The organism is Flavobacterium aquidurense (assembly GCF_002217195.1).
Classification (GTDB): domain Bacteria; phylum Bacteroidota; class Bacteroidia; order Flavobacteriales; family Flavobacteriaceae; genus Flavobacterium; species Flavobacterium frigidimaris.
Map to the genome: position 1 here is coordinate 18,122 of NZ_MUGR01000004.1, position 16,291 is coordinate 34,412.

Genomic DNA, 16,291 nt, shown 5'->3' on the forward strand with positions numbered 1-16,291 from the left:
TTAAAAAGGAGCATCTCCTGATACAGTTATACCCATAGATCTAGCAGTTCCAGCGATCATGCTCATTGCAGATTCGATTGTGAATGCATTTAAATCTACCATTTTATCTTCAGCGATTGCTTTGATAACGTCCCAAGTAACGCTAGCTACTTTTTTACGATTTGGTTCACCTGATCCAGACTTTAGCTTTGCAGCTTCCAATAATTGGACAGCAGCTGGAGGAGTTTTTACAACAAAATCAAATGATTTGTCTTTATACACAGTAATTTGTACTGGGCATATTTTGCCAGGTTTATCTTGTGTTCTAGCATTGAACTGCTTACAGAACTCCATGATATTAACCCCAGCAGCTCCTAAAGCAGGTCCAACCGGTGGCGACGGATTCGCAGCACCTCCCTTAACTTGTAGTTTAACTACCTTACTAATTTCTTTAGCCATTTTTTAAAAAATTTAACACTATAATCATAGGAAGCGATTATAATGGTTATTATAGATGTAACAAAAATTATACTTTTTCAACTTGCATAAAACTCAACTCTAATGGTGTTTTTCTTCCGAAAATCTTAACCATTACTTCAAGTTTACGCTTTTCTTCATTGATTTTTTCAACTGTACCATTGAATCCGTTAAACGGACCATCGATCACTTTAACAGTTTCACCTAAGTTGAAAGGAATAGCACGAGTATCTGTATTCACAGCTAACTCATCTACCTTACCTAACATTCTATTTACTTCAGAAAGTCTCAAAGGAACAGGTTCTCCGCCTTTGATCTCACCTAGAAATCCAATTACACTAGTAATAGACTTGATAATATGAGGTATCTCACCAACCAAGTTAGCTTCGATCATAACATATCCAGGGAAATAAACTTTATCCTTAGACATTTTCTTTCCTTCTTTTACAGTAACTACTTTTTCTGTAGGCACTAAAACTTGGGAAACATAATCACCCATACCTAGTCTGGCAATCTCAGTTTCGATGTAAGCTTTGACTTTATTCTCTTGTCCGCTTACAGCTCTAACCACGTACCATTTTTTTACATTATTATCTGCCATCACAAAAAAATTATCCTTTTAACCAGTTAAAAAATCCAGCCAAAGCTTTTGCAAAAAATTCGTCTACTCCCCATGTTGCCAAAGCGAATAAGATCGAAAATACAGCCACAACAATTGTCAATTTTTGAACCTCAGCCCAAGCAGGCCAAGTAACATTTGACTTTAACTCTTCGAAAGCCTCTGATAAATAATTCGTAACTTTTGTCATTTGATATATTTTTTTATTGCACGGGCGGAGGGATTCGAACCCCCATCAACGGTTTTGGAGACCGCTATTCTACCCTTGAACTACGCCCGTAATTAAAAGCCAGTGATTTCAGTTAAGAAAATCAACTGGCTTTTTATAATTATTTATAGGATTATCCTACGATTTCAGTCACCTGACCTGCTCCTACTGTTCTACCACCTTCACGGATAGCGAAACGTAAACCTACGCTCATTGCGATTGGGCTTAACAAAGCAACATTGATAGTCAAGTTATCTCCTGGCATTACCATCTCTACTCCTTCTGGTAAAGTAATAACTCCTGTTACGTCAGTTGTACGTACGTAGAACTGTGGACGGTAGTTATTATGGAATGGAGTATGACGTCCACCTTCTTCTTTTTTCAAGATATAAACCTCTGCTTTGAAAGTAGCGTGTGGTTTTACTGATCCTGGCTTAATGATAACCATTCCTCTTTTGATAGATTCTTTATCAACACCTCTTAACAATAAACCTACGTTATCTCCAGCTTCTCCTCTGTCAAGGATTTTACGGAACATCTCAACTCCTGTAATAGTAGAAGTTAATTTGTCAGCTCCCATACCAATGATTTCAACAGCATCTCCTGTATTAGCAATACCTGTTTCGATACGACCTGTAGCAACAGTTCCACGACCAGTAATTGTAAATACATCTTCAACCGGCATCAAGAATGGCTTAGCAGTATCACGGATTGGCTCTTCGATCCAAGAATCTACAGCTTCCATCAATTCAAGAATTTTAGGAACCCAAGCAGGATCATTATTCAATCCTCCTAAAGCAGAACCTTGAACTACAGGACCATTATCTCCATCATATTCGTAGAAAGATAATAAATCTCTAATTTCCATTTCAACAAGCTCTAATAACTCAGCGTCATCAACCATGTCAACTTTATTCATGAAAACTACCATTCTAGGAATACCAACCTGGCGACCTAAAAGGATGTGCTCACGTGTTTGTGGCATTGGACCATCTGTAGCAGCAACTACTAAGATAGCTCCATCCATTTGAGCAGCACCAGTAACCATGTTCTTTACGTAATCCGCGTGACCTGGACAGTCAACGTGAGCGTAGTGACGGTTAGCAGTTTCGTACTCAACGTGTGATGTATTAATAGTAATACCTCTTTCTTTCTCCTCTGGAGCGTTATCGATTTGATCAAACGATTTTGCTTGACAGTAACCAGCATCAGACAATACTTTTGTAATTGCTGCAGTTAATGTAGTTTTTCCGTGATCCACGTGTCCAATTGTACCTATGTTTAAGTGCGGTTTGGAACGATTAAAATTCTCCTTTGCCATTTTACTTAATTTTTAATCTTAGTTATATATTAATTTTCAATTTCCTACTTACTTGAGCCAACTACGGGAATTGAACCCGTGACCTCTTCCTTACCAAGGAAGCACTCTACCTCTGAGCTAAGTCGGCAGAGAGTTCTGATTTAGATTGTATTTATAAATTTTAGATTTAAAATCTAAAATCTACGCTCCGAATCTTAACTTCTTTTTGTGGGGAGAGCAGGATTCGAACCTGCGAAGTTCACACAGCAGATTTACAGTCTGCCCTCGTTGGCCGCTTGAGTATCTCCCCTTTTTTTTTATCAATAATTGCATGAACAATTTCAAATCGCATTTGAAATATTTAGAGCCGGCGGAGGGACTCGAACCCACGACCTGCTGATTACAAATCAGCTGCTCTAGCCAACTGAGCTACGCTGGCAATATCAATAAAAAAGTCCGCTATTTCTAACGGACTGCAAATGTAGCTATTTTATCTTTTAATCAAAACATTTTTTTAAAAAAATTTTCAATTATATGTGTGTTCTTATTTTTTCTTTCCTTTTTACCAATACACGCTCTAAGGATTCAGCCGAAAGCTCAATCGCCTCTTCAAATGTCTTACATTGTTTTTTAACCAAAAAATCATCTCCCGGAACATTAACCTTAATCTCTACTGCCTTATTCTCCTTATCACTGGTTCTTTCGACTTTTAAAAAAATGTCAGCCGAAACAACTCGATCATAATACTTTTCTAATTTATCCATTCTTTCCTGAATAAAATCCACTAATTTTCTGTCAACAGTAAAGTTAACTGCATGAACATCTACCTTCATAATACAAATTTTAGGGTTAAACATTTCAGAATCATTATTTATTTCTAGGATGCGCATTACCATACACCTTTTTAAGCTCTGCCAAACTATTATGAGTATAAACTTGCGTGGATGCCAAACTCGAATGTCCTAACAATTCTTTAACTGAATTTAAATCTGCTCCGTTATTTAATAAGTGAGTCGCAAAAGTATGCCGAAGCACATGAGGACTTTTTTTTACCTTTTCAGAGACTTTACTAAAGTATGAATTTATTAATCGATACACAAAAGATTCACTCAATTTTAACCCTTTTACCGAAATAAAAAAATAATCATCATTTACTATCTTTTCAACCGAAGCCCTTTCCTGCAAGTATAAATTAAACTGCTCTGCTATAATTGGCAAAACAGGAATTATACGCTCTTTGTTTCGCTTTCCTAAAACTTTAATCACACTTGAAGACAAATCAACATTGTATTTCATCAAATTTATAAGCTCCGCCCTTCGCATCCCTGTTGTATAAAAAAGATCAACAATAAGCTTATCTCTCACCTCTTCGAACCCAGAAGGATTACCAAACTGCTGCATTAAGTCCGTTAATTCTTTTTCAGAAAAAGGAATCTGCACAATTTTAGGAGTCTTTAACGCTTTATGCTTCAACATCGGACTAACCTCGATTTGCTTTGTCTTTAGAAGGAATTTATAAAACGCTTTTAGAGAAGACATCTTCCTATTAACAGAAACATTAGAAATACCCTCATCAACCAGAGAAACAATCCAGCTTCTTATCTGACCATAATTAACCTGTTCGATATCTCCTTGTTCAAAATGAGCTTTATTGAACGTTTCAAAAAACAAAATATCATTCAAATAAGCATTAATCGTATGCAACGAATACTTTTTCTCTAATTGAAGATAATCACGAAATGCTTCTTTATTTGCTTTCATAAGAACAAAGCCTTTTTACATCACTTAAACAAAATATTATTCACCTCAAAATTAAGCATAAAAAAACCGTTAGTATCAAAATTTTGACAACTAACGGTAATTATTTTTGACAAGCTATATACTAACTTTCTAAACCATCTTTCATGTTTTGAATGTAAGCTGCTTTTTGAATTTTGATTCTATTTTTAACAGAAGGCTTAATAAAAGCAGTACGTGCTCTTAGCTGACGAACAGTTCCTGTTTTATCAAATTTTCTTTTATAGCGCTTTAATGCTCTATCGATATTTTCTCCGTCTTTAATTGGTATAATTAACATAATATAGACACCCCCTTTCGTTAAGTGTGCAAAAGTATATATTAATTATGAATTATGAGTTATAAATTATCAATTATTTTTTAAGAGAAAAAAGAAGATAGAAAAAAGAGAACAGATTTAAAAATATATCACTTATAATTAGACAATTAAGTAAAACTTATTCTTTATTCTTTATTCTTTATTCTTTATTCTTTATTCTTTCAATAAATTTCTGGAAATCACTACTTTTTGAATTTCGGTAGTTCCTTCTCCAATTGTACACAACTTAGCATCACGATAAAATTTTTCTACAGGATAATCTTTTGTATAACCATAACCACCGTGAATCTGAACGGCTTCGTTAGCAATTCTAACGCAGGCTTCTGAAGCGTACATTTTCGCCATGGCACCAAGTGTTGTAACGGGTTTATGTTGTTGCTTTAAGAAAGCAGCCTTGTGCAATAGTAATTCCGATGCTTCGATCTCTGTTGCCATGTCAGCCAATTTAAACGAAATTCCCTGAAAATTACTAATCGGCTGCCCAAACTGATGTCTTTCTTTCGAATACTTAAGAGCTGCCTCATAAGCTCCTTTTGCAATTCCTAATGACAGAGCTCCAATTGAAATACGTCCGCCATCTAATATTTTCATAGCCTGAACAAATCCCTGCCCTACTTCACCTAATCTATTTGCATCCGGAACACGGCAACCATCAAAAACCAACTCGGCAGTTTCGCTGGCACGCATTCCTAATTTATTTTCTTTTTTACCAGAAGTAAATCCTTTCATTCCTTTTTCGAAAACAAAAGCGGTCATTCCTTTAGAATCTCCTTTTTCTCCGGTACGTACAATTACTACGGCAATATCTCCGGAAATAGCGTGGGTTATAAAATTCTTAGCTCCGTTTACAATCCATTCATCACCGTCTTTAACAGCTGTCGTATTCATTCCTCCTGCATCAGAACCTGTATTATGCTCTGTTAATCCCCAGGCTCCTATATATTCTGCGGTAGCTAATTTTGGCAGCCATTTTTTCTTTTGCTCTTCATTTCCAAAAGTCAAAATATGATTGGTGCATAAAGAATTATGAGCCGCTACTGATAAACCAATTGAAGGATCTACTTTTGAAATTTCTTCAACAACTGTAATATATTCATGATATCCTAAACCTGATCCGCCGTATTCTTCAGGAACTAAAACCCCCATAAATCCCATTTCGCCTAATTTTTTAAATAAGGGTATTGGAAAAATTTGAGCCTCATCCCATTCCATTATATTAGGTCTGATATTTTTTTCGGCAAAATCTCTTATAGATTGAGCAATCATTGATTGCGTTTCGTTATATTCAAAATTCATTGTAAGCTGCTTTTGTTTTAGAACTCCAAATATAAACTAATTATTTTTGCTTTATCAACAGGAAAACCTTTAATTTTTGATAAATCCTCAATATTATTAATATTTCCGTTCATACTTCGATAAGTGACAATTTGTTTTGCCAGCTCATATCTAAAATACGAAAACTGCGATAACTCTTTTAAAGAGGCTTCATTTATAGCAATCTTTTTAAAAGAGGAAGGTATTACAACTTTAAAATGCGAATTTAATTCATTAATAACTTCAGGCGAAAGCCCCCAAACATCCTTCATTTGCTCCATAGAAACAAAACATCCCAAGATTTCTTTTTGCTTTAGGATTCGCAATGATAATGCTTCACCTATACCATAAAGTTTAATTAAATCTTCCTGGGTTGCCTGATTGATATCTAAAACTACCATTTTTTGTTTTTTGAAGTTGTCTTTTTTGAAATTCTCTTTCTGACCAAATTCTTTCCTCTCTGTTTTAAAATTTGACTTATTCTGAACCCAATCCGGAAATTTAAAAAGCGGAGCAATCACATTCAGTAAAGAATCTGAAATTTTTGTTACTTCCTGAAACTCTTTCGCAGAAGCCACATATTTATTTTCTTTTCGGAAAGCCAACAAACGATCTATCTGCTGAACTGACATCCCTAGCTTATATCCTTTATAGTCTGTAATAAAATTGGGGTTGAAAGCATATACTTTTGGTTTTTCAGCCGCTTTTGTAAGTTTCATAGCATCAATTTCTGACTGCAAAGACATCCATGCTTCCTTTTCAGGAAATGATTTTTCAGGCAAAGTAAAATCAGTGAAGAAATATACCAGCTGCAATACTATTATAACAACAAAAAGTACAAAAACCCCAGTACGTTGTTCTTGTGTAAACTTAAAATGTAATTTTATGGCTCTGAAATTCATCTTCTGTAGTGCATTTATTTTAATTCAACCTTTTTTAACTGAATAAATTTATAAATATTTTACTACAATTATACGTTATTAGAAACTATTTACCTAACTGTAATGACATTTTTCCAATTCGCATTTTAGTTCTTCTCCTACTAATAAAAGAGAAATGGGTTTCAAAAAGTTAAAAATTCCTTTTTTATAACTTAAAACTTAATTATTGTTTTTATTTTTTATAAAAAACTATACATTTGGAGCTTAATAATAATAAAAACCACATATATGTCAATTTGGAAAAGAAAACCATTAAATCAGCTTTTGGCAGAAGCCGCTGATTCCGAAAAAGGATTAAAGAAAACATTAACAGCACCCGGATTGGTTGCTTTAGGAATTGGAGCTATTATTGGAGCTGGTTTATTTTCGATTACTGGTCTTGCAGCATCTATGAATGCAGGTCCGGCGATAACCATTTCGTTTCTTGTAGCTGCGTTTGGATGTGTTTTTGCTGGTTTATGCTATGCTGAATTTTCTTCGATGATTCCAGTTGCCGGAAGTGCCTATACGTACTCATTTGCAACAATGGGTGAATTTGTAGCATGGATCATTGGTTGGGATTTGGTTTTAGAATACGCTGTAGGAGCCGCAACAGTTTCTATTAGCTGGTCGAGGTATTTTGGCAAATTTCTTAGTGGCTATGGTATACATCTCAATGAGTCATACATGCTTTCTCCTTTTGAAGGAGGTATAATCAACGTTCCTGCTGTAGTAATTGTAATGATAATGTCATTAATATTAATGCGAGGAACAAAAGAATCTGCTTTTGTAAACGGTATTATCGTTTTATTAAAAGTTACGGTTGTATTAGTTTTTATTGCCGTAGGATGGCAATACATCAGACCTGAAAACTACACACCATATATCCCTGAAAATACTGGTAAATTTGGAGAATTTGGTTTTTCCGGAATAATTAGAGCTGCCGCAATTGTATTTTTTGCATACATTGGTTTTGATGCCGTTTCTACTGCAGCTCAGGAAGCTAAAAACCCAAAAAGAGATATGCCTATTGGAATTTTATTATCATTAGCAATCTGTACTATTTTATATATTCTTTTTGCTCACGTAATGACGGGAGTTGTAAACTATCAGGCTTTTGCCGGTAAAGACGGAATTGCACCGGTAGCAATTGCAGTTGAATCGATGGGGCATGTGGGAGCAAACGGTATGATTACTCCGGCATATCCATGGTTGAATAATGCTATTTTACTTGCTATCCTTGGTGGTTATGCTTCTGTAATTTTGGTCATGTTAATGGGACAAAGCAGGGTATTTTTCTCTATGAGTAAAGATGGATTAATGCCAAAAGTTTTCTCTGAAGTGCACCCGAAATTTAGAACTCCTGCAAAAAACAATTTATTATTCATGGTTATTGTGAGCCTTTTTGCTGCGTTTGTTCCTGCACGAGTAGTAGGAGAAATGACCAGTATTGGTACTTTGTTTGCTTTCATCCTTGTTTGTATTGGTGTATTGATTATGCGTAAAAAGATGCCGGATGCACCAAGAGCTTTTAGAACACCACTTGTACCTTTTGTACCAATTGCCGGAGTATTAGTATGTTTATTTATGATGGTGTTTTTACCATTGGATACATGGATCAGACTAATCGCCTGGATGATGCTTGGTTTTGATTTATACTTGTTCTACGGAATGAAAAATAGTGTACTAAACAAAGGCACCTTTAGTACAGGTAACTATAAAACTATCGCTTATTCCGGATACGCAATGGTAATAGCATTGGTAGTTGTTGCTTACATCAACCATTTAGATGCAAATGCTGACGGAGCTTTCTTGTATTATTTCTCTTTAGTATTTGCAGCAATTCATGCTGTAGTATTTACTTTTAGTTTTAATAAATCAAGATAAAACATGTTTTTATAATAAAAAGGGCTTTAAAGTAATACTTTAAAGCCCTTTTTTATGCTTATAATTTACGTTTATAAATCAAAAACTGATGTTCGCTTGGCACGAACTAAATCTTTTAGCCGAATCCAAAATGCCAGAGTAAGGTAGACTCCAAACCACAAACCGGCTGTAACAAACGAAATGTAAATAAAAAACAGCCTTACACTTGTTACTCTCATCCCCAATTTATCTGCAAGTCGGGATGAAACATGAAATCCATATTTCTCGAAGAAAAACTTGAGTTTTAAAATTGCTGACATAGTAGATTTTTATATTTTATCCTTCGATTTTACACAGGATCTTATTAATATTTGCTCAGAGTGGCAAAAGTACAAAATTATACCATTGACACATTTTCTAATTGCCTAATTACTTTTGAGTAAATTCATTCCTAAAGCACATTTCAGACATGCTTTTTGATTGCAATACTCATTTTTGAGCTCTAACAATGATTGTGTTTCGAAAGCATTTTCACAAGAAATCCCGAAAGAATCGAACTTATCAATAATCGCATTTTTCTCTGGAGCAACCTCATTCATAAACGCTATCAAATCTTCAGAAATTGATTCATTTCTCATATTCGAGTAAGCAAACTGAATTGGAATTATCGTATTGATAATAATCAGATCTAAGAAGGCTTTTGATAACACTTTTGGCTTACTGATGCTCTTTTTATCAAACTGGTAATGATTTTGCCAATACAAACTTGCAGAAACTCCCAACAGATCGTAGACACTTTTGACCGATTTCAGATCAATTATTTTTGAAAATATATTTTGGTGTTTATGGTACAAATTAGCCAATTGCGAAAGCCTGATGGTAGGAAAATTATCGGGACGATGCTTAAAAAACTGCACTGTATCCACATGCTGTTTTTCTAATTGGTATTTATTAAGAAGATAATAGTACCTTAATTTCAGATCAATAAAATAAACATCTTCTTTTTCATCATTTAATAATCCTGAAGTTCCTAAAAGCATTGCCTCCAGATTTTCGACTTCAAAACTCTCTTTGCGAATAATCGAAAACGGGATGGATTTTGCAATTTGCAAAAAGGAATTACCATTTGTATTTAAGCCAAAATTCTTTGCCAGTAATGAAAACAAAACAGCCTCCCAATCGTGATTTGTTTCCTCTAATAAATCATATATAAATTTTGATTTTCTTTCTAAACGTTCTAAGAATAATCTTTCGCGCCAATTTTTAAAGACAAATTCATCAATTTCTCCGATACTTTTTTCGCAAAAGATCCATGATTTAGGAATTATGAGCGCATTATAACTTGAGAGAAGATCTGAAGAAACATAATCTTTAAGTACCAAAACAGGAATCTGTCTATTGTTCTTGCCATAGATATCCGTGTCATGTTCCCAAACTACATGTAAAATTACATTTTCATAAGCGGCATCGTTCTCGTGACCATGGACATACCAATCTGATGATTTTAAATGAATCTCGATATTGCCAGCCCATTTTTGATCTCCAATTGCAATCTGGGCATTAAAAAAATCAGGACCCGCAAGTTCTAAATAATCTCCCGTCCTTATAATTGTGATGGATTCATTCCGGACAGTCTGCAAATTTAATGTATCGAACTTTTTAAATTTCCATAGATAATGAAGGAAGTCTTCTTTCATTTTTAGGTTTTTACTTTGGTTTATAAAACCCTAAAAATAATTAAAATAATACTAATCCTACAATTTAATTCGCTTTTTTATTTTAACAGATATAATTTTGCACATGCCCGTGCATCAGACAAAGCTTCATGATGGTTTAACTGAATGTTCATTTCTCTGCAACAATCACTTAGTTTAGTCGGCTTAAAGCCTTTTGCCTTGTATATTTTAACGGTACATTCCCATTTTTCAGCTATATTCAAATCTTCATATTGCAGTCCGTAGAGTGCCATAGATTTTGCCAAAACATTTCTATCAAAGCTTTCGTTATGAGCTACAACTATTCTATTTCTTAATCTTTTTTCGATTTCCGGAAAAACCTGCACAAAAGATCGCGCGTTTACAGTATCACTAGGATAAATCCCGTGAACACGGATTGTAAACGGATTGTACTCATTTCTGGGCGGTTTAATCAAGGTAACAAACTCATCGACAATTATTCCGTTCTCTACAGTAACAATACCAACTGAACAAGGATGATGCCCTGTGGCGGTTTCAAAATCTATTGCGGTAAAATTCATTTTATACTGAGCTAAAAAATCCATAAATCTAATTGTTTAAACTAGATTTATGGATTTATAAATTATTAAAACTATTTTTATTTTATAGATCCAATGATGTCATATTTTGTGATAATATGATGATTTCCATTTCCAAGATCAACTAAAACGGCGTCATTTTCTTTGGTAAACAATTTAGAAACTTCTTCAATTGGAGTTCCTAATTTTACAATCGGGAAAGGTTTCCCCATTACTTCTTTAATTGGCTTTTCGGCAACATTTTTATCCGCAACATAACTTCTAAATAAATCTGTTTCATCTACGGAACCCACAAATCCGTTGATGTCTACCACAGGAATTTGTGAAATTTTATATTTACGCATACGTTCAATTGCATGCGAAACCAGTTCTTCTGTACGTACTACGATCAGCTCCTTATCGATATGATCTTTAATAACATCTTCTGCCTTTGTTATGTTTTCTTCTAAGAATCCACGCTCACGCATCCAGTCATCATTGAACATTTTACCTACATAACGGCTTCCTGAATCATGAAAAAGTACCACAACAACATCATCCGGCTTAAAATGTTCTTTAAGCTGTAACAATCCTTTTATACATGCTCCGGCAGAATTTCCAACAAAAATTGCTTCTTCAAGCGCGATCTTTCTGGTGTAAACTGCTGCATCTTTATCTGTTACTTTTGTAAAACCATCGATTAAAGAAAAATCAACATTTTTAGGCAATATATCTTCGCCAATTCCCTCTGTGATATATGAGTAAATTTCGTTTTCATCAAAAATCCCGGTCTCATGGTATTTTTTAAAAACAGAACCATAAGTATCAATTCCCCAAATTTTAATATTCGGATTTTTCTCTTTCAAATATCTTCCAACCCCTGAAATTGTACCTCCTGTTCCTACTCCAACTACAAAATGAGTAATTTTCCCCTCTGTTTGTTTCCAGATTTCCGGTCCCGTCTGTTCATAATGTGCCAAAGAATTTGACATGTTATCATATTGATTTACATACCAAGAATTAGGTGTTTCCTCTGCCAAACGTTTTGAAACGGAATAATACGAACGTGGATCCGTTGGCTCAACATCTGTAGGACAAACTACAACTTTGGCACCTACAGCACGTAAAATATCCATTTTTTCTTTAGACTGTTTGTCTGAGATTACACAAATCAGTTTATATCCTTTAATGATAGCCACAAGTGCTAATCCCATACCAGTATTTCCAGAAGTACCTTCAATGATAGTTCCTCCGGGTTTTAAACGTCCATCTGCCTCTGCATCCTCCACCATTTTTACGGCCATTCTGTCTTTTACAGAATTTCCGGGATTAAATGTTTCGACTTTTGCCAATACTAACGCATCAATTTCAGCAACAATTTTGTTGAGTTTTACCAATGGTGTATTACCAATTGTTTCTAAAATGTTATTTGAAAAGTCCATTTTTATTTAATTTTAATATTTGATTTTAATATAACTATTGCCCCTGATTTTACTGGAAGAAATTCCAAACTAAACCAAATCGGATCACGAAGTCACGATAAGGATTGTTAGGTGCCGAATAATAATCGCTTTTAGAAAAAAGAGCATTTATATGTTCTGCTTTTAAATAAAACCTAGTCTGACGAATTCTTGCATTTACGAAAAGATCAAATAAAGGATAACCTCCAATTTCTTTATTTTTCTGAACAAAAAACTCTCCAATAACAGGATTATAATCATTTCCGTAATACTTTGTAAAATAATTAAAGACGATTCCGGTTTGCATAAACAGTGCTTTCTTAAAAAAGTGACCGGAATAATAAAATGTATTTCTTGTAACAAAATCAGGCACATTTAAAATCAAATCTGACTGATCTACTTTTTGATATAAAAGGGTATTATCTAATGCAAAATGACCAAATTTGAATTCACGGCTTGCCTTTATTTCCAGATAATTAATAGCATTTCCGTACTGAGCAGGATTGATAATTTGTGTATTAACTTTTATTTGATCCGGTGAAGAAACATCAGCAAAATACAAATGATCCTTTAAAACCGTATATTGAACTTCGGCATTCAGCCAGGGTGTAAGAACGCTGGCACTAAGCGAATTAATTTTTTCGTTTTTAAAATCCTTCGACCAGTTATATTGCACATAACTGCTTTGGTATAAATTGTAGTTATTATTTGGTAATTTGTTGATGTTACGATATCTGAAATCAAACTGGATTTTATCATTAAAATCATATTTTAATTTAGCATCTAAATTAGAAAGTGATTGGTTTGTGATGGATCTGGAATAGAAAAATCGCCCGTTCCATTTATTTTTTTGATATTCATATTGTCCTCCAAAATTATTAATCTGAAGAAATAAATTATCCGGAATAACATTCTTTGCTGTATCTATTAATATTCTTCCATATTCGTAATTTGACCTGTAATCATCTACAAAGAAATTGAACTTTCCTAAAAGAGAATTTTCATAAGCAAGTCCTACTCTGTTATATAACCTTTCGTATTTGGTGTGATCATTTATCCCACTTGTCACGTATGATTCTCCAAATCGTTTTACCGGCGTGGTACCAACAGTCGACAAAACGGTCTGCTGATTGTATTCGAAATGTTTGCTTTCGTAATTGAATTGATGTGTTACATATAGATTGTTGCTTCCGTCTGTTGGATTTATTCTAAAAGCATGGTCAAAAAACAAACGTCTTCCTTTTAGGAGTGACTTTGCATCTGTAAGGTACACTTGTAATCTCTGTCGGTTTTTATAATCTTTATTGTCACTCTCAAAATCCGAAGTAGATGTAATTCCGCCGTTTTCACCATTTGAAATATCCTGAGAGGTAAAATGAGCTTTTATTTCATACCTCTTGTCAGTTGTCGCATAACTTGTTGTAAACCTGAAATTTCCGGCACTAACCAATTGGTTTATATAATCTCCCTCTGAACGTAAACCTCTGTAAGCAATAGAAAAATTAAGGTTTTTGGAGGTATTTAATGTGATAAACGAATCTACGTTTTGTCCTTTGTTTATTGTTGTATTAAAAAACAGTTCTGTTAGCGGCGTCGCTACTGAATAATAATTGATTTGGTCCGCTTGCAAATAATTAAAATGTTTGCCGCTAAATCCTATTTCCGGATAAGGAGAAAAATTAGTCAGACTGTACTGCAAAGTATTAAAAGGCTGCCCGATATTCGAGAAAGCCAAAAGCCCGAAATCATCCTTTCGGATATGGTTTTGTTTATAAGCACTTTTTAGTGTTAACGAAGTATCGACATAGGTAGTATCATGTTCGAGTGTAATAATCTGATATTGATCTATTGTCGCTATTTTTGCTTTCTTCTTTTTTACAGTATCGGTTATACTTGAATATTTTGTATTCATATCTAAACCATTTTTAGAAGTAGTTTTTTCCTGAGAAAACAATAAAGTTGGTACAACTAATAGATATAGAAAAAAGAATATTCTCATTTGATCGCTTTATATGGAATTATTTTGGCAAAATTTGTCAGGCAAAGGTAAAAGATAAAAACGTATAAAAAAACAAATCATTGTTATTGAGTTATTTTTTCAGGCCACATCCGCAGAAGTAAAAACCCCCAATCAGAAAAGTGATTGAGGGTTTTCAAAAAAAAATCAAAATATTTATTTTTTCTAATTCCAGTCCGGATTTTGTCCTAAACCTGGATTAGTGTTCAATTCAATTTGTGGTATTGGCCATAAGAACTTATAATTTTCGTATGGTATAGCAGCAACAGGAGTAGTAACAACAAAACTATTTCCTAATACATATGCAGCGGCAGCAGGTGCGCCATTAGCAAATTTTGCAGGAACTCCCTTATTAGCATCAGCAATAGCTGGTATTGGGTCATTTTGTAATCTATGAATATCTGTCCATCTGCGACCTTCCTGTAAGAACTCAATTCTTCTTTCTTTAAGAATACCCGCAACCAAGGCAGCATCTGTAGGAAAATCAGCAGCAACATATGCTTGAGTAGCCGGAAGAGCTAAAGATCTATTTCTTACAGAGTTTAACAAAGTCAAAGCAGCTGTTGGATTTGACAAACGTGCCTGAGCCTCTGCCATGTTCAATACTACTTCAGCATACCTAATAACCGGTGCAGCATCTGTTCTGTTAGTAACGTCTGTATATTTATTAGAATATTTAATACCAGAAGCAGGAGTAAAAATAAACTTTCCGTTTTCTCTTCGTTTATCATCAGCTAACCATTTAGAATCTCTCCAAAGAATTGGACTAATACACACTAAAGCCCTATCTTTTAATATACTAGCCAATGCAGCATTAGAACCAGGATTAGATATCGCAGAATGTTGGATAGAAAAAATAGATTCTGAGTTACTAGGCGCACTTCCAGTAGTATTCTGAAACGGAGCATAAGGATCAGCAGTAATTGCAAAAGCTGAAGTTAATTTATTTCCTTCAACTATTACATTTGCCCAATCTCTCTTTTGAAGATAAAGTCTTGTTTTGAATGCAATTGCAGCCCATTTAGAAGCTCTACCAACAACTCTTGATGAAAAACTAGTTGAGTTACCAGTTGTGATTAACGTTTCTGCATCATTTAAATCTGTCAAAACTTTTGCATAAACTTCAGCAACTGTATTTCTTGGTTTTGCCGATTCTGTTTTAATTTCTTCACTTGTATTAACCCCAACTTCTCTGTAAGGAATACCCGGATGAGTAGCGCCAGGGGTGAAAAAATATGGTTTTGCAAAATAAGTAAGTAATTCTAAATGCGTAATCGCTCTTAAAAATTTAGCTTGTCCAATGTAATCATTTCCTACAGCCTGAGTAATTATACCCTTAGCAACAGCATCTGTTGTTCCTTCGATCATAATGTTACATCTGTTGATTAATCTGTAACCATCAACCCAGTAGTAAACATTATTAGCCGTTGTTGGATCATAAGTCCCTCTGTATGTTAACTCATAAAAAGTTTGCATATTTACAACATCTTCACCTCTTGTTTCACCTTGCTCTACAAACGCAGCTCCCCAAACATAACCTCTACCTCCATTAGGACTAGTTGGTGCAGCATTATATTGACCAATAGCTGCAGCATTATAAACCCCATTCATGTAGGTAGAAATCAACGTAGGTGTTGTAAAAGCATCTGGACTTAGAATATTGTTTACTGGTTTTAAATCCAATATTTTTTCTTCTGTACATGAGCTCATCCCGAGTATAACTACAGAAAGTAGCATTGTTTTAATTATATTTTTCATATG

At 34.3% G+C, this 16,291-nt stretch carries 16 protein-coding genes and 4 tRNA genes; 1 reads left to right on the forward strand and 19 read right to left on the reverse strand.

The genetic code is table 11. The annotated features are described in order from the left end of the window. The 13 genes from rplK to B0A67_RS02670 form a co-directional block, all read right to left on the reverse strand. A complete protein-coding gene (gene rplK / locus B0A67_RS02610) occupies positions 1-438 on the reverse strand; it encodes a 50S ribosomal protein L11 (protein WP_007807442.1) in 438 nt (145 codons plus the stop codon). A gap of 67 nt (positions 439-505) precedes the next feature. Beyond that, complete coding sequence (gene nusG / locus B0A67_RS02615) at positions 506-1,057, reverse strand: transcription termination/antitermination protein NusG (RefSeq protein ID WP_029273444.1); 552 nt, start codon at positions 1,055-1,057, stop codon at positions 506-508. Positions 1,058-1,067: 10 nt separating this feature from the next. Beyond that, positions 1,068-1,265, reverse strand: coding sequence for a preprotein translocase subunit SecE (gene secE / locus B0A67_RS02620; protein ID WP_008466927.1), 198 nt, complete (start codon positions 1,263-1,265; stop codon positions 1,068-1,070). A gap of 19 nt (positions 1,266-1,284) precedes the next feature. Then, positions 1,285-1,355: transfer RNA gene (locus B0A67_RS02625), tRNA-Trp, on the reverse strand. Positions 1,356-1,416: 61 nt separating this feature from the next. After that, complete coding sequence (gene tuf, locus B0A67_RS02630) at positions 1,417-2,604, reverse strand: elongation factor Tu (protein WP_072959420.1); 1,188 nt, start codon at positions 2,602-2,604, stop codon at positions 1,417-1,419. Between the two features lie 55 nt (positions 2,605-2,659). Beyond that, positions 2,660-2,731 (reverse strand) — tRNA-Thr (locus B0A67_RS02635). Between the two features lie 81 nt (positions 2,732-2,812). Next, positions 2,813-2,893 (reverse strand) — tRNA-Tyr (locus tag B0A67_RS02640). Positions 2,894-2,948: 55 nt separating this feature from the next. After that, a tRNA-Thr gene (locus B0A67_RS02645) sits at positions 2,949-3,022 on the reverse strand. A 91-nt stretch (positions 3,023-3,113) separates the two neighbouring features. Beyond that, positions 3,114-3,416 carry a ribosome hibernation-promoting factor, HPF/YfiA family gene (gene hpf / locus B0A67_RS02650; protein WP_065448350.1) on the reverse strand — a complete coding sequence of 101 codons (303 nt, stop codon included), beginning with the start codon at positions 3,414-3,416 and terminating at the stop codon, positions 3,114-3,116. Positions 3,417-3,450: 34 nt separating this feature from the next. Next, complete coding sequence (locus B0A67_RS02655; protein WP_072959423.1) at positions 3,451-4,344, reverse strand: tyrosine-type recombinase/integrase; 894 nt, start codon at positions 4,342-4,344, stop codon at positions 3,451-3,453. 121 nt (positions 4,345-4,465) lie between these two features. Then, the gene (gene rpsU / locus B0A67_RS02660; protein ID WP_072959426.1) at positions 4,466-4,660 is read right to left on the reverse strand and encodes a 30S ribosomal protein S21; all 195 of its coding nucleotides are present in this window, start codon (positions 4,658-4,660) and stop codon (positions 4,466-4,468) included. A 192-nt stretch (positions 4,661-4,852) separates the two neighbouring features. Further along, positions 4,853-5,995 (reverse strand): acyl-CoA dehydrogenase family protein, encoded by a 1,143-nt coding sequence (locus tag B0A67_RS02665; protein WP_072959430.1) that lies wholly within the window; start codon positions 5,993-5,995, stop codon positions 4,853-4,855. Positions 5,996-6,012: 17 nt separating this feature from the next. Continuing rightward, the gene (locus B0A67_RS02670) at positions 6,013-6,915 is read right to left on the reverse strand and encodes a ComEA family DNA-binding protein (RefSeq protein WP_072959433.1); all 903 of its coding nucleotides are present in this window, start codon (positions 6,913-6,915) and stop codon (positions 6,013-6,015) included. A gap of 267 nt (positions 6,916-7,182) precedes the next feature. Here B0A67_RS02670 and B0A67_RS02675 point away from each other — a divergent pair, with 267 nt between their 5' ends. Further along, positions 7,183-8,820 (forward strand): amino acid permease, encoded by a 1,638-nt coding sequence (locus B0A67_RS02675; protein ID WP_072959436.1) that lies wholly within the window; start codon positions 7,183-7,185, stop codon positions 8,818-8,820. A 71-nt stretch (positions 8,821-8,891) separates the two neighbouring features. Here the strand turns inward: B0A67_RS02675 and B0A67_RS02680 are convergent, their stop codons facing one another. The 6 genes from B0A67_RS02680 to B0A67_RS02705 all read right to left on the reverse strand — a co-directional run bounded on the left by B0A67_RS02680 (position 8,892) and on the right by B0A67_RS02705 (position 16,288). Beyond that, positions 8,892-9,119 carry a PspC family transcriptional regulator gene (locus B0A67_RS02680; RefSeq protein ID WP_072959439.1) on the reverse strand — a complete coding sequence of 76 codons (228 nt, stop codon included), beginning with the start codon at positions 9,117-9,119 and terminating at the stop codon, positions 8,892-8,894. A 105-nt stretch (positions 9,120-9,224) separates the two neighbouring features. Continuing rightward, positions 9,225-10,496, reverse strand: a complete 1,272-nt coding sequence (locus B0A67_RS02685; RefSeq protein WP_072959442.1) for a DUF2851 family protein — start codon at positions 10,494-10,496, stop codon at positions 9,225-9,227. A 77-nt stretch (positions 10,497-10,573) separates the two neighbouring features. After that, the gene (locus tag B0A67_RS02690; protein ID WP_072959912.1) at positions 10,574-11,056 is read right to left on the reverse strand and encodes a 3'-5' exonuclease; all 483 of its coding nucleotides are present in this window, start codon (positions 11,054-11,056) and stop codon (positions 10,574-10,576) included. Between the two features lie 77 nt (positions 11,057-11,133). Continuing rightward, complete coding sequence (locus B0A67_RS02695; RefSeq protein WP_072959446.1) at positions 11,134-12,495, reverse strand: pyridoxal-phosphate dependent enzyme; 1,362 nt, start codon at positions 12,493-12,495, stop codon at positions 11,134-11,136. 49 nt (positions 12,496-12,544) lie between these two features. Then, positions 12,545-14,512 carry a putative porin gene (locus tag B0A67_RS02700; protein ID WP_072959449.1) on the reverse strand — a complete coding sequence of 656 codons (1,968 nt, stop codon included), beginning with the start codon at positions 14,510-14,512 and terminating at the stop codon, positions 12,545-12,547. A gap of 183 nt (positions 14,513-14,695) precedes the next feature. Further along, positions 14,696-16,288, reverse strand: coding sequence for a RagB/SusD family nutrient uptake outer membrane protein (locus tag B0A67_RS02705; RefSeq protein ID WP_072959450.1), 1,593 nt, complete (start codon positions 16,286-16,288; stop codon positions 14,696-14,698). Positions 16,289-16,291 lie beyond the last annotated feature (3 nt).

What these genes read in the sequence shown, in the direction of transcription:
- B0A67_RS02665 (WP_072959430.1), bottom strand. Translation starts at nt 5,995, where the DNA reads ATGAATTTTGAATATAACGAAACGCAATCAATGATTGCTCAATCTATA.
- tuf (WP_072959420.1), bottom strand. Translation starts at nt 2,604, where the DNA reads ATGGCAAAGGAGAATTTTAATCGTTCCAAACCGCACTTAAACATAGGT.
- B0A67_RS02700 (WP_072959449.1), bottom strand. Translation starts at nt 14,512, where the DNA reads ATGAGAATATTCTTTTTTCTATATCTATTAGTTGTACCAACTTTATTG.
- B0A67_RS02655 (WP_072959423.1), bottom strand. Translation starts at nt 4,344, where the DNA reads ATGAAAGCAAATAAAGAAGCATTTCGTGATTATCTTCAATTAGAGAAA.
- B0A67_RS02675 (WP_072959436.1), top strand. Translation starts at nt 7,183, where the DNA reads ATGTCAATTTGGAAAAGAAAACCATTAAATCAGCTTTTGGCAGAAGCC.
- hpf (WP_065448350.1), bottom strand. Translation starts at nt 3,416, where the DNA reads ATGAAGGTAGATGTTCATGCAGTTAACTTTACTGTTGACAGAAAATTA.
- B0A67_RS02670 (WP_072959433.1), bottom strand. Translation starts at nt 6,915, where the DNA reads ATGAATTTCAGAGCCATAAAATTACATTTTAAGTTTACACAAGAACAA.
- rpsU (WP_072959426.1), bottom strand. Translation starts at nt 4,660, where the DNA reads ATGTTAATTATACCAATTAAAGACGGAGAAAATATCGATAGAGCATTA.
- B0A67_RS02690 (WP_072959912.1), bottom strand. Translation starts at nt 11,056, where the DNA reads ATGAATTTTACCGCAATAGATTTTGAAACCGCCACAGGGCATCATCCT.
- rplK (WP_007807442.1), bottom strand. Translation starts at nt 438, where the DNA reads ATGGCTAAAGAAATTAGTAAGGTAGTTAAACTACAAGTTAAGGGAGGT.
- nusG (WP_029273444.1), bottom strand. Translation starts at nt 1,057, where the DNA reads ATGGCAGATAATAATGTAAAAAAATGGTACGTGGTTAGAGCTGTAAGC.
- B0A67_RS02705 (WP_072959450.1), bottom strand. Translation starts at nt 16,288, where the DNA reads ATGAAAAATATAATTAAAACAATGCTACTTTCTGTAGTTATACTCGGG.
- B0A67_RS02685 (WP_072959442.1), bottom strand. Translation starts at nt 10,496, where the DNA reads ATGAAAGAAGACTTCCTTCATTATCTATGGAAATTTAAAAAGTTCGAT.
- B0A67_RS02680 (WP_072959439.1), bottom strand. Translation starts at nt 9,119, where the DNA reads ATGTCAGCAATTTTAAAACTCAAGTTTTTCTTCGAGAAATATGGATTT.
- secE (WP_008466927.1), bottom strand. Translation starts at nt 1,265, where the DNA reads ATGACAAAAGTTACGAATTATTTATCAGAGGCTTTCGAAGAGTTAAAG.
- B0A67_RS02695 (WP_072959446.1), bottom strand. Translation starts at nt 12,495, where the DNA reads ATGGACTTTTCAAATAACATTTTAGAAACAATTGGTAATACACCATTG.